Raw genomic sequence first — 7,131 nt, forward strand, 5'->3', positions numbered from 1 at the left:
AGGGCGCGCAGCGCTCGGACGAGCGTGTCGCCGAGCACGGCGTTGCGCAGGTGGCCGATGTGCGCCGCCTTGTTGGGATTGATGTTCGTGTGCTCGACGATCACCTTGCCCGGCTTCGGTTCTTCCGCGGGGCGTTCGCCGAGGAGCGTGCGCACCGCTTCCGTCTGATCGACGCGCAGGTTGACGAAGCCGGGGCCGGCGATCTCGGCCGCGGCGACGCCCGGCGCGGCGGCGAGCGCCTCGGCGAGCTTCGTCGCGATCTCGCGCGGCGGACGGCGCAGCTGCTTGGCGAGGGACAGGGCGAGCGGCGTGGCCAGGTCGCCCATCGAGGGATTCGGCGGGAAATCGACCGGCGCGCGGTCGATCTCGACGCCCAGAGTCCGGCGCGCCGTTTCGGCGACGACGGAGCGGAGGTCGGCAAAGATGTCGTACATGGCGCGGATTGTAGCCCGAAGCGCCGACCGGCGCGCCGCCGGTCAGGGGGCGGGGCGCAGCGCGACCGCGGGACCGGCGACGCGCAGCCCCGCGGCGGTCACGGCGACGACGCGGTAGAAGGCGCGGCGCCGCGCGGCGGGAGCGGCGTCCACGACGACGTATTCGGCGCCGTCGCGCGCCAGCGCGGGAACCGGCGCCGCACGCAGCGGGCGCCACGGGCCGTCCGACGAAGACGCGCGTTCGACGGTCCAGCCGAAGATCCCGCCTTCCCACGCCGTGGACCAGGCGATCTCGACCTCTCCCGCGGCGGTGGGACGCGCGGCGAAAGCGGCCAAGCCGAAGAGCCCCTCTTCGGCCGCCGGCTCGGCGGAGAGACGCATCGCGCCGTCGCCGCCGTCCGCCTCGGGGCGGCCGAGCAGCAGCGTCGCTTCGTCGTAGTCGGACCACGGCACGAGCGCGCGGAACGCGCCGTCGGCGTCGGGCGCGAGAGGCGCGGCGTCGAAGGCGCCGTCGCGGCGACGCGCCAGCAGCAGCGCCGACCAGCCGGCGGCGGCGGGCGCCGCGGCGACGACCGAGCCGGACGGATGGCGCGGATCGGGAACGATCCGCACGACGGCCGCGCCGAGCGGCTCGACCGGAATGGCGGGGGAGACATCGGCGGCGGAGACCCGCTCGATCCTCGCGGCGAAGCGGGCCGGCGGCGTCCCGGCGGCGATCAGGCGCGCCCCGGCGCGGAGCTGCAGCTCGACGAGCGAGACGCCGGCCGTCCGGCGGCAGGCGGCGTCGATCGCCGCGAAGGCCGTTTCGTTGTCGCCGCGCGCGGCGAGCGCGCGCCACGAGAGGGCGAGCAGGCGCTCGGCGCGCTCGGGACCGGCGGCGGCGAACAGCGCGGCCGCGCCGCGCGCGAGAAGACGATCGTCCGCCCCGAGGCCGCGTTCGGCGTGATTCCAGCGCGCCGCCGCGGCGCGGGCGGCGGCGGGGGCGTTTCCCGACGCCCGCTCGGCGAGCCAGGCGCTCGAGGCTTCGCGCCACGCCGCGGGGGCGTCGGCGTCGAGCGCGGCGAAAACCAGTTGGGCGACGCCGCGCGCGGCCTGGTCGGCCAGCGCGTCGTCGTCGGCGCGGGGATCGACGACGACGTAGCCCGACGCGCCGCGCCCGGCGGGGGCGCGCGCTTCGAGCGCGACCGCGCCGTCGCCGTCGGCGGTCGGGGCGAGGAAGACGTCGAGCTCGCCGTCGCCGTCGTCGAGCGGCGCGAAGCCGAGCGCCTTCGCGGCGTCGAGGACCTTCGTCGCCGCGCGCAGCGCGGCGCCGGCGCGCTCCGCGTCGTCGGCGTCGGCGTAGTGGACGCGCACCGCCGGCCGCGACGCCGCCGTCGAGAGTTCCCGCCCGGCGGGCCGCGAGGCCGGCGACGGATCGGCCGCCGCCCAGGTCGCGGCGAGCGCGCAGGCGAGAAGAGCGGCGAGGCGCGGCGCGCCGGTCATCGTTCGTTCTGCTCCATCGTGTCGGCGTCCTCGGCGTCGCGGACGTCGTCGTCGCCGCCCGCCGGAGCGGGGGACGGGGCGCCTTCGGCTTCCGGGACGGACCGCGGCTCGGGAAGGGCGTCGCCCGACGAAACGGGACCGGTCGGCGCGGTGACGTCGTCCTCGTCGGCGAAGCGGACGACGACGACGCTGATGTTGTCCTCGCCGCCGGCGGCGTTGGCCGCCTCGACGAGCCGTTCGCCCGCCAAGTCGACGTCGTCGGCGCAGGCCTCGACGAGGGCGAGGATCCGCTCGTCGTCGAGCATCGTGTTCAGGCCGTCGGAGCAGAGGAGAAGCGTGTCGCCGGGGGCGGCGTCCGACTCGAGGATGTCGGGGGCGACGACGGTGCCGCTGCCCAGGGCGCGGGTCACGACGTTGCGGCGCGGATCGCGCGCGGCCTGCTCGCGGGAGAGCATGCCGAGGCGCACGAGCTCGTTGACGAAAGAGTGGTCGGAGGTGAGCTGGTGGAGCTCGCCGTCGCGGACGAGATAGGCGCGCGAGTCGCCGACGTGGGCGATGCAGAAGCGGGCGCCGTCGGCGAGGGCGGCGACGACCGTCGTCCCCATGTGCCGGCACTCGGGGTTCGCCTCGCCGCGCGCCGCGATGCGCCGGTTCGCTTCCTCGATCGAGCGCCGCAGGAGATCGGGCAGATCGGCGCCCTCCTCCCGCGGTCGGCAGAGCATCTGCGTGATCGTCTCGACCGCCAGGCTCGAAGCGACCTCGCCGGCGGCGTGCCCCCCCATGCCGTCGGCGACGGCGAAGACGCCGTGCTCGACGTCGATCAGCACGGAGTCTTCGTTGTGCGGCCGCACCCGGCCGCGGTCGGTCAGGCCGGCCCCCGAGATCTTCATAGAGCGTTGCCCTGTTCGGCCCGGTCCCGGCGCGCCGGCGGGCGGTTGTCGCCTTGCAGTCGCTCGAGCAGCTGCAGGGCGGCGGTGTTGTCGGGCTCGCGGCGGAGGACCTCGCGCAGCGCGCGTTCCGCGCGGCGCTCGTCGCCGCGCGCCTTGGCCACGCACGAGAGATTGAGCCACGCCGCGAGGCAGTCCGGGTTGAGGCGGGCGCAGCGCTGGAACTCCTCCGCGGCCTCGTCGATCCGTCCCCCCTCGGCGAGCGCGACGCCGAGATAGTTGTGGACGTCGGCGTAGAGCGGGAACGCCTCGGCGGCGGCGCCGAACTCCTCGGCGGCGTCTTCCCACCGCTCGGCCCGCAGCGCCTTCATGCCGGCGGCGAAGCGGCGCCGGAACGACTCGATCCCTTCGCGGAACGTCTCGACGTAGATGCCGCGGGCGTCGTCGAGGAGGCCTTCGGCCAGCGCCTGTTCGGCGTCCTCGAGGCGCGCGCGGGCGGCGCGTTCCCGCGCCTCGAGCGCGGCGCGAAACGCCGCGCGGGCGCCGTCCGCGTCGCCGCGCGCGAGCTGCGCGAACCCCAGCTTCAAGTGGGCGCCGTCGAAGTCGGGGCTGATGAACGCGGCGCGCCGATATTCATCCACCGCCTCGTCGCCGAGCTCGAGCTTCTCCAGCGCCGCCCCCAGCTTGAGGTGGATGTCGGGATAGTCGGGGATCGCGGCCAACGCCGCGCGGTAGGCGTCCGCGGCGGCCTCGTATTCGCCGGCGGCCATCTGCTCGTCGGCGGCGAAGACGTGCGCCTCGACGAGGTACCGCTCGGCGGTCCGCCGGTCGGCGGCGGTGAGGTCGGCGTCTTCTTCGAGGGCGCGCGCGAAGAATTCCGCGGCCGGACCCATCTCGCCGCGATGAAAATGGAACAGGCCGGACTTGAGGTGGTAGCTCCTCAATTGGGCCCGGACTTCCTTCAGCACGCGCATCGCCGTCCCGTTGCGCTCCTCCGTGCGGAGCGCGTCGCGCAAACAATGTAACGCAATTCGCCGCCGCCCGTCCGGCTAATGTTTCGTGACCGGCATCCGCACGCGGCGCCGCGCCTCGCGCATGTCGACGACCCTCTTCGCCTGGCGCCGCACGGCCTCGGAGATGTTGCGGTTCTTCAGCAGGAGCTTCAGGTCGCGGTCGTTGAGGGTCTGCGTGAAGCCGGCCGCGAGTTCCAGGGGACAGCGCGGGTTGCGCACCAGCGCGAGCTGGATCTTGTAGACCTGCGAGAAGTCGCGGTGGCGCGCGACGAGGCGCAGGACTTCCTGGTCGACGTTGCGGCTGTTGGCCGCGCTTTCCGCCTCGGCGGCGGTGAACTTCGGGTTCTTGACCACGGCGGTCGAGACGCAGCGGTTGCTGTCGCGGATCAGCAGCGTCCGCGCCTCGCGTCCGCCGAAGAGGGCGATGCGCAGCTTCTGCCCCACGTTGAGCCGCTGCAGCTTGGCGACGAGCGTGAGGTCGTCCTCGTCCTCCGTCTCGCCCATCAGCTCGCTGCGGTCGCCGAGCTTGCCGAGGTCCAAGCCGAGCTGCGGAAGCAGCGCCTCGACCTCCGCGTCGATCCCGAGCGCGGCGAGGAACGGATCGCGCGCCGGGGTGGCCGCGGCGGCCAGCGTCTCCTCGATCGGCTCCGGCTTCTCCTCGGCGCCGGCGCGCTTGCGCTGCTCGTCGAGATAGTCGAGCAGGCGCGCGCGGTCGGCGCCGCCGAGCGCGGGGTTCTCGGCGAGCAGGCGCCCGAGTTCCGGATCGTCGTCGAGGGCGCGGTTGTTCGCGGCGAGCGCGGCGAGGGCCGACGCGAGGGCGGAGGCGGCGATCGGGCGCAGCGCGGCGCCGGCGAGGGCGGACGAGGCCGCGAGGCGCGCCGACGCGCGCGGCCAGCGCGACGGACAGGAGGCGAGGAAGAGCAGCGCCGCTTCGTCGGCCTCGGGATCGTCGACGACGAGATCGGCCGCCGCGGCGTCGAGCGCGGCGAGCGACGCCGAAGCGGCGGCGGCGACTTCCGCGTCCGCGTCGCCGGCCAAGGCGACCTGCGCCGCGATCAGTTCGGCGGGGGTCAGCGGCAGCGCGCCCTTCGCGGCCGCGACTTTTGCGGGGCGGGGCGCCGTTCCCGCGCGCACCGCCGCGAGCAGGCGCGCGCCGAGGCCGGCGGGATCGCTCATCGCATCGGACTCGTCGGGACGGCGGGCGGCGCGGCCGGCGCGTGGTGATGGATGTAGTAGGGAACGCCGACGGCGGCGGCCGCGGCGAGCAGGACGACGAGAAGGATCCACAGCAACGGCTTCAGCCGGCGGCGGTCGTCCGCCTCCGCCGCGGCGGCCGCCGCGCGCCGATGGGCGCGCACGTGTCCCCACTCGTGTCCCTGCGGCTTCCGCTGCCGTTCCTGCCGCCCGACCTCGTAGAGGTAGGCGTTGAGCATCTCGTTCTCGTCGGCGCCGATGAAGCGCGCGACCGAGCGGATGAAGCCGCGCGTGAAGACGCCGGCGGGGAGATAGGTGAAGTCGTTCCGCTCGAGCGCTTCGAGGTAGCGGAGGTTGATCTTCGTCGCGTCCGACACGTCGCGCAGGGCGACGCGCCGGAGCTCGCGCTCGCGGCGCAGCGCATCGCCGAACGACAACTGGGCATGCTGGATCTCTTCGGCGCTGGCCGGCATGGCGGGACGCATAATAAGTGTCCCGGCGGAGGGGTGTCAATCCGCGTCGCGGGCGCATCTTGCGTCCGTTCAAGATTTTGGCCCCTTCGGACGGGGCCCCGGGAGCGGCCCGCCGTTCGAACCGGGTCAGTGGACCGCGCTGCGCGCCGGCGCGGAGGCCGCGATTCTGGCGACGGCCGCCGCGGCCCGCTCGACGTCCTCGGGGGGCGTGTCCGGGGCGATCGCCGCGCGGATCAGACCCGCCTGCAGCCCCGAGGGAAGCGGGAGCGGCGCCGCCGTCAGCGCGTCGCCGGCGTCCACGTCGACGCCGAACGCCTCGGCGAGCAGTTCGGCGGCCTCGACCGCCGGCCAGCCGGGGAGGGCGAACGTGGCGACGCCGGGCGCCGACGGGCGGTCTCCGAGCGGCCAGACGCGCGCCCCCGGCGCGTCGGCGAGGCGGCGGCGGAAGATCGCGTCGATCTCGGCCGTCGCCGCGGCGCGCTCCTCTTCGCGGGCGGACGTTCGCTTGCGCGCGGCGATCCCCCAAGTCCCGGTCTTCGCGCCGTCCCAGCGGTCGAGCGCGGCGAGAACGGCCAGCGTCCGCGCGGCGACCTCGGGAGGCGGCGGCGCGTAGCGGGCGAAGGTCAGGTCGAGAACCAGCGAGACGTCGGGGACGGCGCAGATCTCGGCGAAGGCGCGGAGCGGCGCCTCCACCCCGAGAGGCGAGGCGGCGCCGAGCAGGACCAGCGCGCCGCCCGCGGGGCGCTCCGACACCGCGAGGCGCAGCGAGGGGACGTCGGCCACGCCGTCGCGCGTCGGCGGGAGGACCGCCATCTCGTCCCCTTCGCGGCGGGCGATCGCCGCCGCGGCCGCGAAGAGCGCGGGATCGTCGCCGCCGCACAGGACGAGACGCCGCGGGCCGCGGGCCGCGGGACGGCGCTCGACGAGCCGGGCGAGCGCGGCCTCCGCGCCGCCCGGACAGGCTTCGTCCCAGCCGAGCCGTCCCGGCGCCGCGGCGCGCGGCCGCCGCCGGGGCTCGCCCGGCGCCGGGGCGGACGCCCAGCGCATGAAGATCCCGTTCGCCATGAGGTTCGCATCGGCCGCGGAGCCGAAAACGTGAGAGGGGGCGGCGGCGGGCCGTCAGCGTTGCGGCGCGAGCAGGGCGGGCATCCGTTTCACCGCGCCGGTCCGGATCTCCTCCGAAACGGGGCGCGGGCCGAGCCACGACTCGAGCAGGGCCTTCGCCAGCGGGACCGAGGTCACGGCGCCGCGCAGCCGGCCGCCGCGGGCCAGCGCGACCCGCCCGCCCGGGCCGAAGACGAGGGCGACCTCGTCTCCTTGCCGCAGCGGCTCGTTCCAGAGCGCGAGGAACGCCTGACGGGCCGGATCGCCGGGCGGAACGCCGCGCTCCATCGCGTCGTCCATCGCCTCGCGCATCTTGTCCGCTTCCACCTTCCGCACGAACCGGAGGACGGCGGCCCGCTCGCAGGGAAGCGCGACGAGGGCTTCGTAGAACGAGGGATCGCGCCGCAGCTCCTCCGCCGTCTTGCCCGCCCATCGCGCGAGCGGCCCGCGCGCGGCCTCCGCGTCGACGTAGAAGCCGAAGGCGTAGACCTTGAAGATCAGCTTGCTCCGGACGCCGGTTCCGGCGAGTTGTAGCGCCCTGGAG

At 75.4% G+C, this 7,131-nt stretch carries 8 protein-coding genes; all 8 read right to left on the minus strand.

Annotation, left to right across the window (positions count from 1 at the left end):
- Positions 1-434: arginine--tRNA ligase (locus tag LLG88_03525; protein MCE5245978.1), on the minus strand; the 434-nt coding region annotated here is incomplete at its 3' end.
- Between the two features lie 42 nt (positions 435-476).
- Positions 477-1,916 carry a hypothetical protein gene (locus LLG88_03530; protein MCE5245979.1) on the minus strand — a complete coding sequence of 480 codons (1,440 nt, stop codon included), beginning with the start codon at positions 1,914-1,916 and terminating at the stop codon, positions 477-479.
- On the minus strand, positions 1,913-2,806 hold the full coding sequence (locus LLG88_03535) for a Stp1/IreP family PP2C-type Ser/Thr phosphatase (GenBank protein MCE5245980.1): 894 nt from the start codon (positions 2,804-2,806) through the stop codon (positions 1,913-1,915). Before LLG88_03535 ends, LLG88_03530 begins: the two co-directional genes overlap by 4 nt.
- A complete protein-coding gene (locus LLG88_03540; GenBank protein ID MCE5245981.1) occupies positions 2,803-3,819 on the minus strand; it encodes a tetratricopeptide repeat protein in 1,017 nt (338 codons plus the stop codon). Before LLG88_03540 ends, LLG88_03535 begins: the two co-directional genes overlap by 4 nt.
- A gap of 33 nt (positions 3,820-3,852) precedes the next feature.
- Complete coding sequence (locus LLG88_03545) at positions 3,853-4,992, minus strand: hypothetical protein (protein ID MCE5245982.1); 1,140 nt, start codon at positions 4,990-4,992, stop codon at positions 3,853-3,855.
- Positions 4,989-5,483, minus strand: coding sequence for a helix-turn-helix domain-containing protein (locus LLG88_03550; protein ID MCE5245983.1), 495 nt, complete (start codon positions 5,481-5,483; stop codon positions 4,989-4,991). Before LLG88_03550 ends, LLG88_03545 begins: the two co-directional genes overlap by 4 nt.
- Positions 5,484-5,609: 126 nt before the next feature.
- Positions 5,610-6,548, minus strand: coding sequence for a hypothetical protein (locus LLG88_03555; protein MCE5245984.1), 939 nt, complete (start codon positions 6,546-6,548; stop codon positions 5,610-5,612).
- 54 nt (positions 6,549-6,602) lie between these two features.
- A partial coding sequence (locus LLG88_03560; GenBank protein ID MCE5245985.1) for a chalcone isomerase family protein occupies positions 6,603-7,131 on the minus strand: 529 nt, incomplete at its 5' end.

This window comes from bacterium, assembly GCA_021372775.1.
Lineage (GTDB): Bacteria > Acidobacteriota > Polarisedimenticolia > J045 > J045 > JAJFTU01.

Excerpts from the sequence above, each read along its gene's own strand:
- LLG88_03545 (MCE5245982.1), bottom strand. The coding sequence starts at position 4,992 with ATGAGCGATCCCGCCGGCCTCGGCGCGCGCCTGCTCGCGGCGGTGCGC.
- LLG88_03555 (MCE5245984.1), bottom strand. The coding sequence starts at position 6,548 with ATGGCGAACGGGATCTTCATGCGCTGGGCGTCCGCCCCGGCGCCGGGC.
- LLG88_03550 (MCE5245983.1), bottom strand. The coding sequence starts at position 5,483 with ATGCCGGCCAGCGCCGAAGAGATCCAGCATGCCCAGTTGTCGTTCGGC.
- LLG88_03535 (MCE5245980.1), bottom strand. The coding sequence starts at position 2,806 with ATGAAGATCTCGGGGGCCGGCCTGACCGACCGCGGCCGGGTGCGGCCG.
- LLG88_03530 (MCE5245979.1), bottom strand. The coding sequence starts at position 1,916 with ATGACCGGCGCGCCGCGCCTCGCCGCTCTTCTCGCCTGCGCGCTCGCC.